Raw genomic sequence first — 15,970 nt, forward strand, 5'->3', positions numbered from 1 at the left:
CGGTTCAGTTGCCGAGCGAGCCCTTGTCCGGCGCGTTTTCGATGGCCTGCGGCAGGGTTTTCCTGCTGCCCAGCGGCGTCGACTGGAAGCAGATGCCACTGCTGCCCCGATGGTTTTCAGTGGCAGCGTTGGTGTGAACGGCGATACCGGCCAGGGAAAAGGCCAGCGAGGTCAGAAGGCTTTTGAGGTTCTTCATCGGATGCATCCCGGTGGGTGGACTGTTCGAGGCCAGTCTGCAAAAGCCGGGTGCCCTCCGTGTGTCAGCCGCTGGCGTTATTGCAAGCCTCTGTACCCAGCGGCGCGGGGATACAGAGGCATACACGGGTTCAGGGCCGGGCGGCCTCGCCGGCGGGAGCCTCCACGGGGTGTTCCGGGCGCTTGGCGTAACGCTGGGCCAGGACCGCGCAGACCATGAGCTGTATCTGATGGAACAGCATCAGCGGCAGGATCAGCACGCCGATGCTGCCGCCGGCGAACAGCACCTGGGCCATGGGTACCCCGGTGGCCAGGCTCTTCTTCGAGCCACAGAAGAGAATCGTGATGCGATCCTCGATGTTGAAGCCCAGCCATTTGCCCAGCAGGTTCACGACGATGAGCGCCAGCGCCAGCAACAGGCAGCAGCCGAGGACCACACCGGCCAGTTTGAGGGGCGGGATCTGCGTCCAGATGCCACCAATCACCGCCGAACTGAAGGCGGTGTACACCACCAGCAGGATCGAGCTCTGGTCGACGTTCTTCAGCCAGCCCTTGTTGCGGGCCACCCAGCCACCGATCCAGCGCCGGGCGATCTGCCCCGCGATGAACGGCAGCAGCAGCTGGGCGCTGATCTTGCCGATGGCATCGAGGGTGGAACCGCCATCCCCGTGCACGCCCATCAGCAAGGCCACCAGCGCCGGGGTCACGAAGATGCCCAGCAGGCTGGACGCCGCCGCGCTGCACACCGCCGCCGGGATGTTGCCGCGCGCCAGGGAGGTGAAGGCGATGGCCGATTGCACGGTCGCCGGCAGCACGCAGAGGTAGAGGAAGCCGGCATAGAGCTGCTGGCCCACCAGGGGCATGAGCACCGGCTTCAGGGCCAGGCCCAGCAGGGGGAACAGGCCGAAGGTGCAGAGGAACACCAGCAGGTGCAGGCGCCAGTGCCCCGCACCTGCGATGACCGCTTCGCGGGACAGCTTGGCGCCATGGAGGAAGAACAGCAGGGCGATGGCGAGGTTGGTGACCCAGTCGAAGACGGTGGCCACCTGGCCCTGGGCGGGCAGCAGGCTGGCGATCGCGACGACGGCGATCAGCGCAAGGGTGAAATTGTCCGGTAGGAAACGCGAGCGAGCCATTGTAGGAATCCGATTGTTGTCAGACAGGCCCGGCCTACTCTAGCCTTGGCTATCGATGCCGACTAACGCAATAGGGGCAAAAAATGCCTACAAACGGACAGATGCCGATCCGCGAGCGCCATGTCCCCCAACTGCCCCACCTGCCCCGGCCGCTGTTCGCCCGCAACGAATCCCTCACCAGTGCCGCCGGTACGCGGCGCCACAGCCATCCCTGGGTCCAGCTCTCCTACGCCATTCGCGGCGTGCTGCACGTGCACACGGCGGCCGGCAGCTTCGTGGCGCCGCCCCAGCGCGCGGTGTGGATTCCGGCCGACCTGGAGCACGAGGTATTCAGCTCCCCCCATACCGAGATGCGCAGCCTGTACCTGTCCTGCGAGAGCACCGGTAGCGGCCCGCAGGAGTGCCGGGTCATCGAGATCGATGCGCTGACCCGCGAGTTGATCCGGCGCTTCTGCGAGCTGCCGGTGGAATACGACGAGCAGGGACCCGACGGCCGCCTGGCCCAGGTCCTGCTCGACCAGTTGGCCGTGGCCCGGGGTGTTGGCCTGTCGCTGCCCCTGCCCAGCGATACGCGCCTGCGCCGCCTGTGCCGGCAGCTACAGGAAACCCCGGACGACCAGCGCACCCTGGTGCAGTGGAGCCTGGACCTGGGCGCCTCGGAGAAGACCCTGAGGCGCCTGTTCCTGAAGGAAACCGGGCTCACCTTCCGCGCCTGGCGCCAGCGCCTGCGGCTGCTGGGCTCGCTGGAAGCCCTGGAGCAAGGCCGACGGGTCACCGAGGTCGCCCTCGCCTGTGGCTACGATTCCACCTCGGCCTTCATTGCCGCGTTCCGCCAGCACTTCGGCGTGACGCCCGGGGATTTCTTCCAGCCCTGACCTGCGCCCTGTCCCTGGCTCAATCCAGCTCGGCAAGGATGCGATAGGCCAGGCGAACCCGTTCTTCGTTGGGGTAGTTGCGGTTGGCCAACAGCACGATGCCGACGCCCCGGGACGGCACGAAGGCGACATAGGCGCCGAAGCCGTTGGTGGAGCCGGTCTTGTTCACCCAGACCTCCTTCTGTGGCGCCAAGGGCGGCACGATGGCGCTGACCGGATGGCTCTCCAGCACCATCTGGCTGCCATTGCCCCGCAACAGGGTGTCCAGGGCCACCGGGTAGCTGTACTGCTCCCAGATCAGCGCCTGGGTCATGTCGCCAACCTTGAAATAGCCGGTGCGCGTCGCCGCGATGGCCTGCTCGACTTTCCCGTCGAGCCCGCCCTGGCCGAGCTGGGCTTCGACGAAACGCAGCAGGTCCTTGCTGCTGGTCTTGACCCCGTAGGCTTCGGCGGCCAGGGGCGCGGGGTTGACCCGTACCGGCGCATCCGCCTTGTCGTAGCCCTGGGCATAGCGCGGCATGGCGCTGGCGGGCACCTCGATATAGGTGTTGGGCATGCCGAGCTTGGGCAGGAGCAGGGTTTCCATCGCCTTGGCGTAGGGCAGTTCCAGACTCTTGGCGGCCACCACGCCGAGCAGCCCGATGCTGGGGTTGGCGTAGGTGCGCTGGGTGCCGGGGGCGGAGCTGGGCCGCCAGGCCCGGTAGTAGTCGATCAGTTGCCGCTGGTTGCGCACCGTTTCCGGCAATTGCAGCGGGAAGCCGCCGGCCGTGTGGGTGGCCAGGTTGATCAGGGAGACCTTGTCCAGCGCGGTGCCCGCCAGTTCCGGCAGGTACCGGACGGGGTTGGCGCCAAGGTCGAGCCGGCCATTGGCCTGTGCGTAGCCGGCGAGGGTCGCGGTCAGCGTCTTGCTGACCGAGCCCACCTCGAACAGGGTGTCCTGGGTAACCTGCTGCCCACTTTCCTTCGAGGCCACACCGAAGTTGTAGAAGCGTTGCTCGCCATGGGCGGTGATCGCGATGGCCAGGCCCGGGATGCGGTATTCCTGCATCAGGTCCCGCGCGGCGCGCTGCACGGCGGCATCCTGGTCGTCGGCCAGGGTGACGCCGCCGTGGCCGCAGGCCAGGGCGAGCAGCAGGAATTTGGCGGTCAGGCGCATGCTGATGGTCCTCGAAAATCGAACGGGCCGGAGAAGCTAGCACCCCTGCCCGCCCAACCCAAGGTTTTCAGCCTGCGGCGGCCTCCTCGGCGCGCTCCTTGAGCAGTTGCTTGATCACCGCTTCCTGCTCCTCGTAACCGCCCTCGCCCACCGCCAGGTGTCGGATGCGTCCATGGGCGTCGATGAAGTAGTGCGCCGGCCAGTACTGGTTGATGAAGGCGTTCCAGATCCGGTACTGGTTGTCGATGGCCACCGGGTAGCGGATATCGAGTTTCCCCATGGCCGCGCGCACGTTGTCGAGAATCCGCTCGTAGGGGTACTCGGGGGTGTGCACGCCGATCACCACCAGACCCTGGTCGGCGTAACGCCGGGCCCACTCGTTCACATAGGGCAGGCTGTGCTGGCAGTTGATGCAGTCGTAGGTCCAGAAGTCCACCAGTACCACCTTGCCCAGCAGATTCTGGGTGCTCAGCGGCGGGCTGTTCAGCCACTGGGTGGCGCCCTCCAGCTCGGGCATCGCCCCCAGGTCCGGCAGGGTTTGCGGGCTGTCCGCGCGGGCGCTGCCCACCAGTTGTTCCAGCAGCACCGGCACGCTGTCCAGCACCTTGCGTTCCAGGCTGGATGCCAGCTGCGAGGAGCCCACGCCGGCCAACTGCGCAGTCGCACCGCTGGCGATGCCCACCACCGCCAGCAGGGCCAGGACACCGGTGCCACGACGCAGCCATTCCACCGTCGGCAGCGACAGCCTGGCCCGTTGCAATACACCACGTCCGAGGAAGATCAGCGCGCCCATGGCCACCGCGCTGCCGAGGCCGTAGCTGAGCAGCAGCAGGCTGGTGGAGGCGCTTGGCCCGTTGAGCATGGCACCGGAGAGGATCAGGCCGAGGATGGGCCCGGCACAGGGCGCCCAGAGCAGGCCGGCGGCAAAGCCCAGCAGCCAGGTGGACAACACCGGCGGCAGGCGCCGGGCATCGCCCTGCAGGCGATCACCCAGCCACAGCCAGGGCCGCGATACCCAGGTGCCGAAACGATGGGACAGCAACGCCGCGGCGGAGGCCGCCAGCAGTCCCAGCGCCAGGTAGCGCCCCCATTGGCTGGCCTGGATCACCCATTCACTGGAGACCACCGCCAGGCTGGCCAGCACGGCGAAGCCGGAGGCCAGGCCCGCCAGGGTCAGCCAGGGTGACCAGGCCGGCCCTCCAGCGCGGGACAACAAGAGCGGCAGGACGGGAAGGATGCAGGGGCTGAGCAGGGTCAGCACCCCGCCGAGAAAGGCGACGAGCAACATGGGACACCTCGTTGGGCATGGTGGCTGGGCAAGGACTGCGAGCGGTCAGTTGGTGTCGCGGCAGCTGTCGGAATACTTGAGATAGGCCAGGCTGTGGCGCTGGCCCCGGGAGTCCAGGTAATCCATGCGCGCCTCGACGACCTGGCACTGCTGCGCGGGTGCTTCGCGGTGGGACAGCACCTTGTGCACGTCGAGTTGCGTGCCGTAGCGGTAGTGCTCCAGCGGGACGTCGACGTCGGCCATCGCACCCAGGCTGAGGGTGGCGAACAGGCAGGCGGCGCTGAGTTCAAGCAGTTTCATGGGGTTCTCCTTTGCTGTGCAGGGACGCAAGCGTTGGTCGTTTGCGATGGGTGCATTGCACGGCAGGGAGGTATCGCCGGTGTGTCCCGCAGCGACGGCGATTGCCGCGCCAGGTATCGCGGGGCGCCGGGGATACACTGCAATACAAAGGTCGGCGGGCAAGCGCCGCGCGGCTCTATACACTAGGGCGCAAACCGAATCGAGGGAGGGCTGTCCATGGACCATGTCGATCACATCCTGGTCGTCGACGACGACCGGGAAATCCGTGAACTGGTGGGTAACTACCTGAAGAAGAACGGCCTGCGCGTCAGCCTGGCGGCCGATGGCCGGCAGATGCGCAGCTTCCTCGAGGGCAACTCGGTGGACCTCATCGTCCTCGACATCATGATGCCCGGCGACGATGGGCTGCGCCTGTGCCGCGAGCTGCGGGTGGGCAAGCACAAGGCCACGCCGGTGCTGATGCTCACCGCCCGCAACGACGAGACCGACCGCATCATCGGCCTGGAAATGGGCGCCGACGACTACCTGACCAAGCCCTTCTCGGCACGCGAACTGCTGGCGCGGATCAACGCCGTGCTGCGCCGCACGCGCATGCTGCCGCCGAACCTGCAGGTCAGCGAAAGCAGCCGGCTGATCGGTTTCGGCAAATGGCGCCTGGACACCACCGCGCGCCATCTGCTGGACAGCGACGACACACTGGTGGCCCTCAGCGGTGCCGAATATCGCCTGCTGCGGGTGTTCCTCGATCATCCGCAACGGGTGCTCAGCCGCGAGCAGCTGCTCAACCTGACCCAGGGCCGCGAGGCGGATGTGTTCGACCGCTCCATCGACCTGCTGGTCAGCCGCCTGCGCCAGCGCCTGCAGGACGACGCCCGCGAACCCGCCTGCATCAAGACGGTACGCAGCGAAGGCTACGTCTTCTCCCTGCCCATCCAACTGATCGAGCCCACCGCCTGATGGCCTTTTCCCTCTGGCCACGCACCCTGGCCGCCCGCCTCGCACTGATCTTCTTCACCGGCCTGGTACTGGCCTACGGGTTGTCCTTCGCCTCACAGTTCTACGAGCGCTACCAGACCGGGCGCAGCGTGATGCTCGGCAACCTGGAGAGCGACGTCGGCACCGCCGTGGCACTGATCGACCGGCTGCCGGCGGCCGAGCGTGCCAGCTGGCTCCCCCTGCTGGAACGCCGCAACTACCGCTACCGGTTGGATGCAGGCGAGCCGGGCGAGCCCATGGACATGGCCCATCCGCACATGGCCGCGCTGTCCATCCAGCGCGCCATCGGCGAGCGCTTTCCCCTGAGCTTCGTCACCCTCCCCGGCCCCAGGCCGCATTTCCAGGCTCACCTGCGCCTGTCCGACGGCAACCCGCTGACCCTGGATGTGACCCCCGCCCCCATCCCGGTGGCGAGCTGGCTGCCGGTGGTGTTGCTGCTGCAACTGGCCGTGCTGCTGGCCTGCACCTGGCTGGCGGTGCGCATGGCCATAGGTCCGTTGACCCGCCTGGCCCGGGCCGTCGACCAGCTCACCCCGGATGCCCCTACGCCGCACCTGGATGAAAACGGCCCCCGCGAGGTGGCCTATGCCGCCCGCGCGGTCAATGCGCTGCAGGGCCGCATCGGCGACTACCTGAAAGAACGCATGCAGTTGCTCGCGGCCATCTCCCACGACCTGCAGACCCCCATCACCCGCATGAAGCTGCGGGTCGAACAGATGGACGCCTCCCTGGAACGCGACCGCCTGTGGAGCGACCTCGATGAAATGCAGCACCTGGTGCGCGAGGGCGTGGCCTACGCGCGCAGCATGGATGGCGCGAGCGAAGCGCAATGCCGGGTGGACCTGGACGCCTTCCTCGACAGCCTGGTGTTCGACTACCAGGACAGCGGCCAGGCGGTGAACCTGCAGGGCCGTAGCGGCGCGCAGCTGGAAACCCGCCCCCACGCCCTGCGCCGGGTGCTCAGCAACCTGATCGACAATGCCCTGAAGTTCGCCGGCAGCGCGCACCTGGAAGTGGAGCGCGACCCCAACGGCTGTGTGTGTCTGAACGTACTGGACGACGGGCCGGGCATTGCCGAAGAGGAGCTGGGCGAGGTCTTCAAGCCCTTCTATCGGGTGGAGAGTTCGCGCAACCGCAGCACCGGTGGCACCGGCCTCGGACTGGCCATCGCCCAGCAACTGAGCCAGGCCCTGGGCGCCCGCCTGACCTTGAGCAACCGCGCCAGCGGCGGCCTCTGCGCCCGGCTGGAACTCGGCGGCGGTGTCTGACGCCGCCGTACAGAGCGATACACGACAGGCCGTGGCAGACACATCCGGGACAATCCGCCTTGCCACCATGGGCACCCGAGCAGCGACGGCATCCCGCCGGCGCACTCGGGCCGGAGGACCCGACCATGCCCAGCCTCGCACTCACCCCGATCACGTTCGCCTTCAACCAGCTCGACCGCCTTGGCGCCTGGAGCGCCGACATTCCCCTGCGGCTGTTCCTCGCCTGGGAATTCTTCGAGTCGGGCCTGGAGAAATGGAACGGCCAGAACTGGTTCGTGGATATCCAGTCCGCCTTCCCCTTCCCCTTCGACCTGCTCCCGGCCGGCTTCAGCTGGCAGTTGTCGATGTGGGCCGAACTGATCGCCCCGCTTCTCCTGCTGCTCGGGCTGGGTACCCGCTTCGCCACCCTGGTGCTGATGGTGCTGACCCTGGTGGCCATCGCCGCCGTGCACTGGCCCGCGCACTGGTCGAGCCTGGCGGAGCTGGCCCAGGGCTACTCCATCAGCAACAAGGGCTACGGCAACTACAAGCTGCCGCTGATCTACCTCATCGCCGCCCTGCCCCTGCTGCTCAACGGCGCCGGTCGCTTCAGCCTCGACGCCCTGCTGCGCCGCCGGTTGCGCAGCCATTGACCGCCCCGGCGCGCTGGGGTTCGGGCCTTGGAAGCGAGAGCCGCACATCCCCGGGTCGAAACCGACAGGCAGTCATTGACCGCGCTCTTCGTTCGGCGTGATTTTTAGCAGGCTTGGGACTGAGCGAATGGACAGCTCCGGGCCGCAAGCTTGAGTGAGCGTGAACGAAATCAAGGTGCTGCAGGTGCCTTCGCCATGACGATCAACCCTGGAAATCCGCCGCTTCCCGCAGACAAGGCCCGCCACCTGGTGTTCGTGGCCTACCAGCAAATGGGCCTGCTCGACCTCACCGGCGCCCAGACCGTGTTCTGGGCCGCGTCCAAGCGCCTGCAGGAACGCGGCCTGCCCGGCTACCACCTGCACAACGCCAGCCTGGAGGGCGGCCTGGTCCAGACCGCCGAAGGCCTGGCGGTGAACACCGAACGGCTGGCCCCGCTCGCCGAGCTGCCGATCGACACCTTCATCGTCCCCGGCGCCCCGGCCATCTGCGAGACCCTCGACCACTACGACGAACTCGTCGCCTGGCTACGCGGCCACCTGAACAGGGCCCGGCGTGTCGCCTCGGTCTGCAGCGGTGCCTTCCTGCTGGCCAAGGCCGGCCTGCTCGAAGGCCGCCGCGCGGCGACGCACTGGGCGATGTGCGACACACTCCAGCAAGTCTTCCCGTCGATCGAGGTGGACGCCGACGCGATCTTCATCCAGCAGGGCTCGGTCTGGACCTCGGCGGGAGTGAGCGCCGGCATCGACCTGGCGCTGGCGCTGGTGGAGGACGACTGTGGCCGCGACATCGCCATGCAGGTGGCGCGGGAGCTGGTGGTGTACCTCAAGCGCCCCGGTGGCCAGGCGCAGTACAGCGAGCTATTGCAGTTGCAGTCCCAGGACGGCGCGGTGTTCGACGACCTGCACCTGTGGATTGCCGAGAACCTCGGCGACGAACGACTCACGGTGGAACGCCTGGCCCAGCAGGTGCGCATGAGCCAACGCAACTTCGCCAGGGTCTACAAGCAGAAGACCGGCCGCACCCCGGCCAAGGCCATCGAGATGTTCCGCCTGGAGGCGGCGCGGCGGATGCTGGAAAACTCCCCGCGCAACATCGACCAGATTGCCCGGCTCTGCGGCTTCGGCGACGAAGAACGGATGCGCTGCACCTTCCAGCGCAATCTCTCGGTGTCACCCCGGGACTATCGCAATCGTTTCTCGCGGACCCAGTGAGGGCCCGCGTCATCGCCGCAGCTCAGGCCACCGCCTGGGTCCGCTCCCACTCCTGCTCCTGGCCGAGGTAGAAGCAGAACCGCGAACGCAGCCAGCGCTCGCGCGGATCGTCATGGCTGGCGCCACGCCAGACCATGGACAGGTCCGGCGCCGGCAGGTCGAGCGGCGCGAACTCGGCACGCAGGCCCTCCCGCTGCGCCATGGCCAGGGCGACGTAGTCCGGCACCAGGGCGACCATGTCGCTGCCGGCCAACAGCGCAGGCAAGGCGCTGAACTGCGGCACCGCCAGCACCACCTTGCGTTGGCGGCCCAGCAGGCTCAGCGCGTGGTCGGCATCGTCGATCACATTGCCCATGGACGACACCACCACATGGGGGCGCCGGCAGAACCCATCCAGGTCCAGGCTCTCGTCCGCCGTGTCCGCCCGCAGCAGCATGGGCCGCATGAGTCGCAGCGCCCTGCGCCGGGAGTTGGCCGGCAGGTCATGGGTGTGGCTGATGCCGAGGGAAATATCCCCCGACAGCAGCAATTGCGGGAGCTGCCATTGATCCGCCCGACGCACCACCAGGGTCATGTTCGGCGCCTCCTTGCGCAGGTGCTGCATCAGGCGCGGTAGCAAGGCGTACTCGACGTCGTCGGAAAGGCCGATGTGGAACGCCGAGTTGCAGGTCAACGGGTCGAAGACCTGGCTGCAGCTCAGGGCGGCAGCGATGCTGTCGAGGGCCGGCGTCAGTCGCGCGTAGATCTCCATGGCGCGGGCCGTCGGCTCCATCACCCGGCCGCTGCGTATGAACAGCGGGTCGTTGAACATCGCGCGCAAGCGCCCAAGGGCGCTGCTGATGGTGGGTTGGCCGAGGAACAGCTTCTCGCTGACACGGGTGACGTTGCGTTCACGCATCATGCTTTCGAACACCACCAGCAGATTGATGTCGGCACGCCGCAGGTCGTTTCTGGTCATCATGCTCGCCCGCTCAGGTAAGTGGAGTCGAAAGCCTGGTCGTCTGGACCACGGACGCTTTCGAGGTGTGGCCAGATTAAGGTCCGGGGCATGGGCGTGTCTGTTGTACCTGGGGTTGGCCCATAGATGCATTGGGTGCGTCGGGTTGTACTGAGGTATGTCTCGTCGACCCTGACGGCGTAAATCCGGGGTTTTTTGGCCTACCTGTCTGCCCGGACAGCTTTTACGATGACGCCGCCTGGGGCTACGGCCTTACAGCGGACTCATCGAACCCTGCTCGAGAACCACCTGCATGACTGAACGATTTCCTTCGAGCCACGAAGGCAGCACCGAACCCTTCGTATTCGTCGTGGACGACGACGCCCCGCTTCGGGAAGCCCTGGGCAGCCTGCTGCGCTCGGTCGGCTTCAGGGTCGGCCTGTTCGGCTCGGCCGCCGACTTCATGGCGTTCAAACGTCCCGAGGTGCCCAGCTGCATGGTGCTGGACGTGAGGCTCAAGGGCACCAATGGCCTGGACTTGCAGAATCAACTGGCGGCGGCCGGGATCGACCTGCCGATCGTCTTCATCACCGGCTACGGCGACATCGCCATGACCGTGCGCGCCATGAAGGCCGGCGCCGTGGACTTCCTGACCAAACCCTTCCGCGAGCAGGACCTGCTGGATGCCATCACGGTTGCCCTCGACCGGGACAGGACGCGCCGCGAGGCCGAACGGGGGCTCGCAGCGGTGCGCAGCCGCTATGCCACCCTCACGGCCCGCGAACAGAGCGTGATGGCACTGGCCGTGTCGGGCCTGTTGAACAAGCAGATCGCCGGGGAAATCGGCCTGAGCGAAATCACCGTGAAGACCCATCGGGGCCAGGCCATGCGAAAAATGAACGCGCGCTCCTTTGCTGATCTGGTGCGCATGGCGCAAGCGCTTGGCGTAAGCCGGCCACTATAGGGAACCCCCGAAAGCCTCAGCGGCTCCGGGGGTTTTCGTACACCGAGATCCACGCCCGCGACTCGCGGAACCCGCCAGCCATTCACGCCGAGTCGGGACAGGTCAACCGCCGAAACGCTCGACGACCAGGCCGTGCCGCAGGCCGCGATCGCTGACCCGCAGTGCGTCCTGGCGGAGTTTTTCCATCACGGTCCTGACGATGCAGGCACCCGCCAGGATGACATCCGCGCGTTTCGGCTGAAGGCCGACGATCGTACGACGCTCCTCCGCACTGCGGGAGCGGTACAGTTCGATCTGGCGATCGATCTCGGCGCGGTCGAGGACGGTGCCCTGCACAATGTCAGGATCGTAGGTCTTCAGCGCGTGCTTCACGGCGGCGAGGTTGGTGATCGCGCCCCCCATCGCCACGAGCAGGTCGGGCGCCGGCCGCCCCTCGATGCGCGTCAGGTCCGCGGCGATGGCGGCAAGTGCATCTTCGAGCACCTCGGGGGAGACGACGTTGTCGAGCCCGAAGCGTTCGGTGTAACGAACCGCTCCCACGTCGACGCTGAAGCGCTCGTCGACGTGCGCCCCACGGCCGAAAGTGAACTGCGAACTGCCACCGCCGGTGTCGAACACCACCAGCGAGCCCTCGGGGAGCCCCAGCCCGGCCTTTACGGCCAGATAGGCCAGGCGACCTTCCTCCTCACCGGAGATGACTTCGATCGCTACTCCGGTGCGCGCGCGGATCGTCGCGATCACAGCGGCCCCGTTGCGCGCCATACGCAAACCGGCCGTGCCCACTGCTGCGATGGCCAGGACGCCGTTCTGCTTCGCCTCCTCGACCATCTTCGCAATCGCTGCCACGGCTCGCTCGATTGCCTCGTGCCCTATCTCGCCAGATTCCTCGAGCCCCTCACCGAGGCGCGTCATTTCGGCCCGATCGACCACCGCGCGCAGGCTGCCGTCGGCAGCACGCTCGGCGATGTGGAACTTGATCGAATTCGTGCCTGCGTCGATCACCGCATAGCGCTCCGGCGCTCCATCCAGCAAGGCCCGCAAGCCACGGGGATAGCTCATGTTGCAGTAGTCGGCCAGACCGACCGATGCGACCGCCGCGATGACCGCGGCGGCATCCTCCGACTCGATTGCAATCGACCGCGTGGCCTTGCCCTCCGCCGTGATATCGGTGACTTCCGCAGTGCAGCCGCCGACCTTGTAGCGCACCCGGCGCTTGTGGACGTTCACCGGGCGCAGCGCACCGCTTGGCACGACCAGCTCGGCGAGGAACTGCTCCAGCGTATAGGCATCCCGCGCGAGCGCGGGCGCTGGCAGATTGAGTGCGGCGAACACCTTTTGCATGTCGGCCGCCGCCAGCGGGAAGCCCTGCTTCATCACCGGTTCCCAGCGCTCCAGGCCATCCGGGGAGACCTCGCGCAGCACCTTGATGTCCATCAAGGCGTCCCGGATCTTGAGGTTGTCGGCGCTGCCGGCGAGCAGATAAAGCTCGTCGCTGTCCTGGACAGCCGTCGGTTGCAGGGCGGCGAACCGGCTCTCAGCAATGCCGAACCGGCGACCGAAGGTTCGCCACTCCCAGCGTGGAACGATCGTGGTCATTGTTAAATCCTGCTCTCAAGTCCTGGCCCTGTCGCTACGGGCGTGGCTCGTCACGAGGGTTCGCCTAGCCCTGCGCCTTGGCAAAGTAGTTCAGGGCAGTGCGCGTCTTGGTCTCCTGCGCCCCCATCGGATCGAGGCCGAGTTCACGCAAGTGCTGCTCGAAGGCCGTCCTGGCCTGGAGTGCCTCTCCCGGCGGCGTCTTGATCGACACCTCGACAAGATCCTCGCCATTCGGGAGCCGCCATTCCTCGAGTGTCAGTTCGTAGGCAAAGCCCTTTTGCTTGAGCTTCCAACGCAACACGCGAATCGGACCGAGAACGCGCAGCGCACCGAAGTCGACAGTGCCTTCATAGAGTTCGCCCAGGAGCCGTTCCTGCTCCTTGGAGAAGAGCTTCTCGATCGACCGCTTGCCCTTCGCGACTTCATCTATTTCGTCACGTTTCTGCTGAACCGTAAGCGATGCCGAGCAGACCACCCGCTCGCCGACACAATCGGCCTCCAGTTTGAAGTCCGGCTGTTGCCGCCAGTAATCGGTGATGTTCGAGGCCTCCACCCCCCGGAACTTGACGGTGGAATCATCGGCGTCCCCCTTGACGAGGCGGGTGCGCAACACAACCCCGGCGTTGAACAGATCGAGCTGGGGGGTATCGTAGAAGTACAGTTCTCGAACTTCCGCAGTGTCTTCGTCGAGTGCCATCGCCCGCTGCGCGAGCAGTTCCTGATCGGGACGGATCGTGACCTTGATCTCGACCGCATCCATGTCGGCCGTCGTATGCGCGAACTGTTGCTGGTTGGTGGGCATCACGTCTTTTCCTCCTTGCATAGCTGCCATTGCTGCCTCCGGAGAAGCGGACTGGATGCAGCGGAGGCGACGGCGAACTATGCAGGCTGCAAGCTGGGATCCGTAGACGGAGGCCCCCCTGAGGGGTCAGGGCAGTATAGTCCCCGCGCCAGGGCGACACGCCCGGGTGCCGTAGGTCATTTCGCTCTACGAGCCGACCTTATCCCTCAAATAGGCTATGGCCGGGTTGGCCCTGGCTTGTTCGGAGTTTCCCTGGCACTTCACACAATAAGACCGGTTATTGTGCGGCGTCGGCAGGCGCTATTACGAGCACCCATGACGCAAGATACCCCGGCAAGTTACACCACTATTAATTCAGCCACTATTAATGAAGGGACCACCTGTACGACGATAAAAACCTCATTGCGCTCGAATAGTCATGAAGTTCACATCCATGTCGCGACCCTGGCTATCCTCCGTCTCCCTGGTCTGGCTGCTCCAGCCCCGTTGCGGGCCTGCAGCGAAGCCCGCTCACCTCCCCGCCGGCAACTACCGAACCCGGGCGATACCAAAGTATATATTCATCAGACCTAAGCGTACTTCCCGTGAACCAATGGAGAAGTGCGTACTTCTCGCCCCGCCAATAACATCTCCCCACAGCGGACGAAGTAACTTACTGAACTTCCCCCACAGCAGTCGGCGTTCGTCGCGCGCGGTTCTACTACCAACTTCCCTTGATTCTTTCTTAGCTTCAGGAGCACCCCATGAAACGGCATATTCTGGTTATCGGCGCAGGATTCGGTGGAGTATGGAGCGCCTTGAGTGCTGCCCGCCTTCTGGACAAGCATGATCGCAACGACGTGGACATCACCGTGCTCGCTCCCCAGGCCGAACTGCGAATTCGCCCGCGCTTCTACGAAGCCGACGTGCACAAGATGTCCGCGCCCTTGGGCGACCTGTTCGCGTCGGTTGGCGTGCACTTCGTCAAAGGCGCGGCCAACAGCATCGACGAACAGGCAAAGACCGTCGGCTACCTCGACGAGTCCGGCCAACCCGCCAAGCTGCAGTACGACCGACTGGTGCTGGCGGCGGGCAGCAATGTGATCCGCCCGAATGTCGAGGGCATGCAGCAATACGCCTTCGATGTGGACCAGATCGAACAGGCGACCCAGCTGGAACGGCATATCAAGTCCCTCAAGGACCAGCCCTACAGCGCCGCGCGCAATACCGTGGTGGTGGCCGGTGGCGGCTTCACCGGCATCGAAACCGCCACCGAGATGCCGGCCCGCCTGCGCGCCGCCCTGGGTGACGACAGCGAGGTTCGGGTGATTGTCGTGGACCGGGGTCCGAAGATCGCCGCGGCCCTGGGCGATGGCATCCGCCCCGCCATCACCGAGGCCTCCGAGTACCTGGGCATCGAATGGGTGCTGGGCGCCACCGTGGCCTCGGTCGACGCCGACGGCGTAACCCTGGCCGATGGCAAGCGCATCGACGCCAAGACGGTGATCTGGACCGTCGGCTTCCGCGCCAACCCGCTCACCGAGCAACTCACCGGCGTACGCGACGCCCAGGGCCGACTGCACGTCGACAACAACCTGAAGGTATTCGGCCAGAGCGACGTATTCGCCGCCGGCGATGTGGCCTACGCCGCCACCGACGATCTCGGCAACTTCGCCGCCATGTCCTGCCAGCACGCGATCTCCCTGGGTCGCCACGCCGGCAACAACGTGGCCGCCGACCTGCTGGGCGTCGAGCCCACCCCCTACCGCCAGCCCAAGTACGTGACCTGCCTGGACCTCGGCGCCTGGGGCGCGGTGTTCACCGAAGGCTGGGATCGCCAACTCAAGCTGGTGAAGCAGGAAGCCAAGGACCTCAAGACCCAGATCAACACCATCTGGATCTATCCGCCGGCGGCCGACCGCGCCACCGCCCTGGCAGCGGCCGACCCGATGATCCCGGTGGCCTGATCCGGCGATGCGTGGCCACAGGCCGCTCGTGAAAAACTACAAGGGAAGTGGCGATGTTCGATTTTCTCGAGAACCCGTGCCAGGCGTTGAAACTGTCGAACCAGGTGTTGGCCAGTGGGGTGGTGATGCTGTTGCTCGGAATCCTGCTGGCCTATGTCGTTGACGACTATCTGTCGATGCTCGCCCTGCTGATGGCCCACCTGATGACCATGCTCGGCCCGACCGCGATCAAGCTCGGCTATGTCCTGCGTTTGCTGGCGCTCAAGCGCCTGAGTGCCCGATAGCTGCTGAAGGGAGTCTGCTCCGGACCCCACCTGGCCCGCCAAGCGTTTTGTTGGCGGGCTTTTTTTATGGTTATTCGCGGAGTTATGGGAAGAGCCATGTAGGGTGGACCACGCTTCATCGGTCCACCAGGCGAGGTTCGGCCGAGCGCCGATGGTGGATGTGAAGAGCGACATACACCCTACGTACTGCACTGGATTGGCAATACGGTGTGCGGGTTCGTTGCTCAGTTCATTGTCGCGTTGGCGGTGGGTTTCTGTTTCGCCTTCCCGGGCGACTTCCTTTGGCAGCCGTCGGAATGCCGCACCACCCAAAGGAAGCAAAAGGCTTGCCCCGACATCCGGCCCGGCTGCGCCGGGTTCCCTCCCTGCATCGTCGTTCCGGA

Annotated in this window: 16 protein-coding genes; 8 read left to right on the forward strand and 8 right to left on the reverse strand. The window is 66.0% G+C overall.

The features are described 5' to 3' along the window. Window positions 1-4: 4 nt before the first annotated feature. Entirely contained in the window at window positions 5-196 is a 192-nt protein-coding gene (locus PCA10_RS15105; protein WP_016492929.1) for a hypothetical protein, read from the reverse strand. A gap of 130 nt (window positions 197-326) precedes the next feature. After that, a complete protein-coding gene (locus PCA10_RS15110; RefSeq protein WP_016492930.1) occupies window positions 327-1,331 on the reverse strand; it encodes a bile acid:sodium symporter family protein in 1,005 nt (334 codons plus the stop codon). A gap of 83 nt (window positions 1,332-1,414) precedes the next feature. On the opposite strand from PCA10_RS15110, the gene PCA10_RS15115 reads away from it, so the two are divergent. After that, window positions 1,415-2,206 (forward strand): AraC family transcriptional regulator, encoded by a 792-nt coding sequence (locus PCA10_RS15115; RefSeq protein ID WP_041770292.1) that lies wholly within the window; start codon window positions 1,415-1,417, stop codon window positions 2,204-2,206. Window positions 2,207-2,225: 19 nt separating this feature from the next. On the opposite strand, the gene ampC is transcribed toward PCA10_RS15115, so the two are convergent. From ampC to PCA10_RS15130, 3 genes are all read right to left on the reverse strand, one after another. Continuing rightward, complete coding sequence (gene ampC, locus PCA10_RS15120) at window positions 2,226-3,362, reverse strand: class C beta-lactamase (protein WP_016492932.1); 1,137 nt, start codon at window positions 3,360-3,362, stop codon at window positions 2,226-2,228. Window positions 3,363-3,429: 67 nt separating this feature from the next. After that, window positions 3,430-4,650: a cytochrome c biogenesis protein DipZ gene (locus PCA10_RS15125; protein WP_016492933.1), complete on the reverse strand. Its 1,221-nt coding sequence runs from the start codon at window positions 4,648-4,650 to the stop codon at window positions 3,430-3,432. Between the two features lie 45 nt (window positions 4,651-4,695). Further along, window positions 4,696-4,950, reverse strand: coding sequence for a DUF2790 domain-containing protein (locus tag PCA10_RS15130; protein WP_016492934.1), 255 nt, complete (start codon window positions 4,948-4,950; stop codon window positions 4,696-4,698). Window positions 4,951-5,166: 216 nt separating this feature from the next. On the opposite strand from PCA10_RS15130, the gene PCA10_RS15135 reads away from it, so the two are divergent. From PCA10_RS15135 to PCA10_RS15150, 4 genes are all read left to right on the forward strand, one after another. Beyond that, window positions 5,167-5,907 (forward strand): response regulator, encoded by a 741-nt coding sequence (locus PCA10_RS15135; RefSeq protein WP_016492935.1) that lies wholly within the window; start codon window positions 5,167-5,169, stop codon window positions 5,905-5,907. Beyond that, the gene (locus PCA10_RS15140) at window positions 5,907-7,214 is read left to right on the forward strand and encodes a sensor histidine kinase (RefSeq protein WP_016492936.1); all 1,308 of its coding nucleotides are present in this window, start codon (window positions 5,907-5,909) and stop codon (window positions 7,212-7,214) included. The genes PCA10_RS15135 and PCA10_RS15140 overlap by 1 nt, the downstream gene beginning before the upstream one ends. A gap of 125 nt (window positions 7,215-7,339) precedes the next feature. Further along, window positions 7,340-7,846 (forward strand): HvfX family Cu-binding RiPP maturation protein, encoded by a 507-nt coding sequence (locus tag PCA10_RS15145; RefSeq protein WP_041770293.1) that lies wholly within the window; start codon window positions 7,340-7,342, stop codon window positions 7,844-7,846. Window positions 7,847-8,041: 195 nt separating this feature from the next. Beyond that, entirely contained in the window at window positions 8,042-9,058 is a 1,017-nt protein-coding gene (locus PCA10_RS15150; RefSeq protein ID WP_016492938.1) for a GlxA family transcriptional regulator, read from the forward strand. A gap of 22 nt (window positions 9,059-9,080) precedes the next feature. Here PCA10_RS15150 and PCA10_RS15155 read toward each other — a convergent pair whose 3' ends face one another. Then, window positions 9,081-10,016 carry a LysR family transcriptional regulator gene (locus PCA10_RS15155; protein WP_041770773.1) on the reverse strand — a complete coding sequence of 312 codons (936 nt, stop codon included), beginning with the start codon at window positions 10,014-10,016 and terminating at the stop codon, window positions 9,081-9,083. 292 nt (window positions 10,017-10,308) lie between these two features. Here PCA10_RS15155 and PCA10_RS15160 point away from each other — a divergent pair, with 292 nt between their 5' ends. Continuing rightward, complete coding sequence (locus PCA10_RS15160; protein ID WP_016492940.1) at window positions 10,309-10,959, forward strand: response regulator transcription factor; 651 nt, start codon at window positions 10,309-10,311, stop codon at window positions 10,957-10,959. Between the two features lie 102 nt (window positions 10,960-11,061). Here PCA10_RS15160 and PCA10_RS29645 read toward each other — a convergent pair whose 3' ends face one another. Then, on the reverse strand, window positions 11,062-12,555 hold the full coding sequence (locus tag PCA10_RS29645) for a Ppx/GppA phosphatase family protein (protein WP_016492941.1): 1,494 nt from the start codon (window positions 12,553-12,555) through the stop codon (window positions 11,062-11,064). 64 nt (window positions 12,556-12,619) lie between these two features. Beyond that, window positions 12,620-13,357, reverse strand: a complete 738-nt coding sequence (locus PCA10_RS15170) for a CYTH domain-containing protein (protein ID WP_016492942.1) — start codon at window positions 13,355-13,357, stop codon at window positions 12,620-12,622. A 743-nt stretch (window positions 13,358-14,100) separates the two neighbouring features. Here PCA10_RS15170 and PCA10_RS15175 point away from each other — a divergent pair. Beyond that, entirely contained in the window at window positions 14,101-15,303 is a 1,203-nt protein-coding gene (locus PCA10_RS15175) for an NAD(P)/FAD-dependent oxidoreductase (protein WP_016492943.1), read from the forward strand. A gap of 53 nt (window positions 15,304-15,356) precedes the next feature. Then, entirely contained in the window at window positions 15,357-15,587 is a 231-nt protein-coding gene (locus tag PCA10_RS15180) for a hypothetical protein (RefSeq protein ID WP_016492944.1), read from the forward strand. Window positions 15,588-15,970: the final 383 nt, after the last annotated feature.

This window comes from Pseudomonas resinovorans NBRC 106553 (genome assembly GCF_000412695.1).
Lineage (GTDB): Bacteria > Pseudomonadota > Gammaproteobacteria > Pseudomonadales > Pseudomonadaceae > Metapseudomonas > Metapseudomonas resinovorans_A.

What these genes read in the sequence shown, in the direction of transcription:
- ampC (WP_016492932.1), bottom strand. Translation starts at nt 3,362, where the DNA reads ATGCGCCTGACCGCCAAATTCCTGCTGCTCGCCCTGGCCTGCGGCCAC.
- PCA10_RS15170 (WP_016492942.1), bottom strand. Translation starts at nt 13,357, where the DNA reads ATGCCCACCAACCAGCAACAGTTCGCGCATACGACGGCCGACATGGAT.
- PCA10_RS15140 (WP_016492936.1), top strand. Translation starts at nt 5,907, where the DNA reads ATGGCCTTTTCCCTCTGGCCACGCACCCTGGCCGCCCGCCTCGCACTG.
- PCA10_RS15180 (WP_016492944.1), top strand. Translation starts at nt 15,357, where the DNA reads ATGTTCGATTTTCTCGAGAACCCGTGCCAGGCGTTGAAACTGTCGAAC.
- PCA10_RS15175 (WP_016492943.1), top strand. Translation starts at nt 14,101, where the DNA reads ATGAAACGGCATATTCTGGTTATCGGCGCAGGATTCGGTGGAGTATGG.
- PCA10_RS15110 (WP_016492930.1), bottom strand. Translation starts at nt 1,331, where the DNA reads ATGGCTCGCTCGCGTTTCCTACCGGACAATTTCACCCTTGCGCTGATC.
- PCA10_RS15125 (WP_016492933.1), bottom strand. Translation starts at nt 4,650, where the DNA reads ATGTTGCTCGTCGCCTTTCTCGGCGGGGTGCTGACCCTGCTCAGCCCC.
- PCA10_RS15130 (WP_016492934.1), bottom strand. Translation starts at nt 4,950, where the DNA reads ATGAAACTGCTTGAACTCAGCGCCGCCTGCCTGTTCGCCACCCTCAGC.
- PCA10_RS15115 (WP_041770292.1), top strand. Translation starts at nt 1,415, where the DNA reads ATGCCTACAAACGGACAGATGCCGATCCGCGAGCGCCATGTCCCCCAA.
- PCA10_RS15155 (WP_041770773.1), bottom strand. Translation starts at nt 10,016, where the DNA reads ATGACCAGAAACGACCTGCGGCGTGCCGACATCAATCTGCTGGTGGTG.
- PCA10_RS15160 (WP_016492940.1), top strand. Translation starts at nt 10,309, where the DNA reads ATGACTGAACGATTTCCTTCGAGCCACGAAGGCAGCACCGAACCCTTC.
- PCA10_RS15150 (WP_016492938.1), top strand. Translation starts at nt 8,042, where the DNA reads ATGACGATCAACCCTGGAAATCCGCCGCTTCCCGCAGACAAGGCCCGC.
- PCA10_RS15145 (WP_041770293.1), top strand. Translation starts at nt 7,340, where the DNA reads ATGCCCAGCCTCGCACTCACCCCGATCACGTTCGCCTTCAACCAGCTC.
- PCA10_RS15135 (WP_016492935.1), top strand. Translation starts at nt 5,167, where the DNA reads ATGGACCATGTCGATCACATCCTGGTCGTCGACGACGACCGGGAAATC.
- PCA10_RS29645 (WP_016492941.1), bottom strand. Translation starts at nt 12,555, where the DNA reads ATGACCACGATCGTTCCACGCTGGGAGTGGCGAACCTTCGGTCGCCGG.
- PCA10_RS15105 (WP_016492929.1), bottom strand. Translation starts at nt 196, where the DNA reads ATGAAGAACCTCAAAAGCCTTCTGACCTCGCTGGCCTTTTCCCTGGCC.